Source organism: Hydrogenophaga sp. OTU3427 (genome assembly GCF_038440225.1).
In the GTDB taxonomy this organism is placed as follows: Bacteria; Pseudomonadota; Gammaproteobacteria; order Burkholderiales; family Burkholderiaceae_C; genus Hydrogenophaga.
Map to the genome: position 1 here is coordinate 12501 of NZ_JASATI010000031.1, position 2500 is coordinate 15000.

Annotated in this window: 3 rRNA genes (2 of these 3 only partly in view); all 3 read left to right on the plus strand. The window is 51.0% G+C overall.

Annotated features, from left to right (window positions below):
• A 23S ribosomal RNA gene (locus tag AAHB17_RS16815) occupies positions 1-1733 on the plus strand (it extends 1142 nt beyond the left edge of the window).
• A 167-nt stretch (positions 1734-1900) separates the two neighbouring features.
• A 5S ribosomal RNA gene (rrf, locus tag AAHB17_RS16820) occupies positions 1901-2013 on the plus strand.
• A 444-nt stretch (positions 2014-2457) separates the two neighbouring features.
• Positions 2458-2500 (plus strand): 16S ribosomal RNA (locus tag AAHB17_RS16825); it runs 1486 nt beyond the window's last position.

Genomic DNA, 2500 nt, shown 5'->3' on the forward strand with positions numbered 1-2500 from the left:
CCGAAGCTGCGGATTCACAGTTTACTGTGAGTGGTAGGAGAGCGTTCTGTAAGCCTGTGAAGGTGTCTTGTAAAGGATGCTGGAGGTATCAGAAGTGCGAATGCTGACATGAGTAGCGTTAAAGCGGGTGAAAAGCCCGCTCGCCGTAAGCGCAAGGTTTCCTACGCAACGTTCATCGGCGTAGGGTGAGTCGGCCCCTAAGGCGAGGCAGAGATGCGTAGCTGATGGGAAACAGGTCAATATTCCTGTACCGATTGTTAGTGCGATGTGGGGACGGATCTTAATAGGTTATCCGGCGGTTGGAAGTGCCGGTTTAGACAGAAGTAGGCGTGCGTTAGGCAAATCCGGCGCACATATACCGAGGCTGTCGATCGAGAGAGCTTGCTCTTGAAGTAACTGAACGAGGTCCCAGGAAAAGCCACTAAGCTTCAGCTAACAACGACCGTACCGCAAACCGACACTGGTGCGCGAGATGAGTATTCTAAGGCGCTTGAGAGAACTCAGGAGAAGGAACTCGGCAAATTGACACCGTAACTTCGGAAGAAGGTGTGCCCTAGTAGTGTGATGAGAACATCTGAGCACGAATGGGTTGCAAAAAATAGGTGGCTGCGACTGTTTATTAAAAACACAGCACTCTGCAAACACGAAAGTGGACGTATAGGGTGTGACGCCTGCCCGGTGCTGGAAGATTAATTGATGGGGTGCAAGCTCTTGATCGAAGTCCCAGTAAACGGCGGCCGTAACTATAACGGTCCTAAGGTAGCGAAATTCCTTGTCGGGTAAGTTCCGACCTGCACGAATGGCGTAACGATGGCCACACTGTCTCCTCCTGAGACTCAGCGAAGTTGAAATGTTTGTGATGATGCAATCTCCCCGCGGAAAGACGGAAAGACCCCATGAACCTTTACTGTAGCTTTGTATTGGACTTTGAACAGATCTGTGTAGGATAGGTGGGAGGCTTTGAAGTGTGGTCGCTAGATCACATGGAGCCAACGTTGAAATACCACCCTGGTGTGTTTGAGGTTCTAACCTAGGTCCATTATCTGGATCGGGGACCGTGCATGGTAGGCAGTTTGACTGGGGCGGTCTCCTCCCAAAGCGTAACGGAGGAGTTCGAAGGTACGCTAGTTACGGTCGGACATCGTGACGATAGTGCAATGGCATAAGCGTGCTTAACTGCGAGACTGACAAGTCGAGCAGATGCGAAAGCAGGACATAGTGATCCGGTGGTTCTGTATGGAAGGGCCATCGCTCAACGGATAAAAGGTACTCTGGGGATAACAGGCTGATACCGCCCAAGAGTTCATATCGACGGCGGTGTTTGGCACCTCGATGTCGGCTCATCTCATCCTGGGGCTGTAGCCGGTCCCAAGGGTATGGCTGTTCGCCATTTAAAGAGGTACGTGAGCTGGGTTTAAAACGTCGTGAGACAGTTTGGTCCCTATCTTCCGTGGGCGCTGCAGATTTGAGGAAGCCTGCTCCTAGTACGAGAGGACCGGAGTGGACGCACCTCTGGTGTACCGGTTGTCACGCCAGTGGCATTGCCGGGTAGCTAAGTGCGGAAGAGATAACCGCTGAAAGCATCTAAGCGGGAAACTCGTTCCAAGATGAGATCTGCCGGGGCCTTGAGCCCCCTAAAGAGTCGTTCAAGACCAGGACGTTGATAGGCTGGGTGTGGAAGCGCAGTAATGCGTTAAGCTAACCAGTACTAATTGCTCGTGCGGCTTGACCCTATAACTTTGATCGAAAATCGATCAAGGGTGAGTGTCTGAATACAGTGAGATACAACTGTTCTTATGCACGCATTCAAGTGAATAGACGTAGCGCAATCGAAAAAAGCTGATAAGACTCTATGAATTCGCTTTGTTGAACCTGGTGTTCAGCAAGGCAACCCGTTATGCCTGACGACCATAGCAAGTTGGTACCACTCCTTCCCATCCCGAACAGGACAGTGAAACGACTTAGCGCCGATGATAGTGCGGATTCCCGTGTGAAAGTAGGTCATCGTCAGGCTCTTATAAGACCGAACGCCCGTTGCCAGCGCTGTGCTGGCGACGGGCGTTTCGCTCTCTGGCAGAGGGGGTCGAATGAGAAGGGTGGGACAGGTTGAAGACCGGTTTCTTGTGAGTCGTCAAAAAATATTTTGACGACTGACCAAAAACTGTGTCATAATACGAGGCTCTGCTGATCGCGGCAGACAGTAAAAAGAAAGAGATGCAAGACGGTGCTGAGAAGCGGGTCTGGTGTCTTGATCGAGTGGTTCATTAACAAACTACAGCCGATAAGCGTGGGCGTTTGAAGGCGACGAGTTGCCTGCAGACTCTGGGTGTTAAGCCTGGAGTCAACAAACGCTCATGGAATAGTAAGAGATAGGTATCGCAGAAATGTGATGATCTTCTCAATTCCGTTTTATGAGTGGTCTGGCCTGGTGACAGGTTGGGCAAAAAATTCAAGATCGAACTAAAGAGTTTGATCCTGGCTCAGATTGAACGCTGGCGGC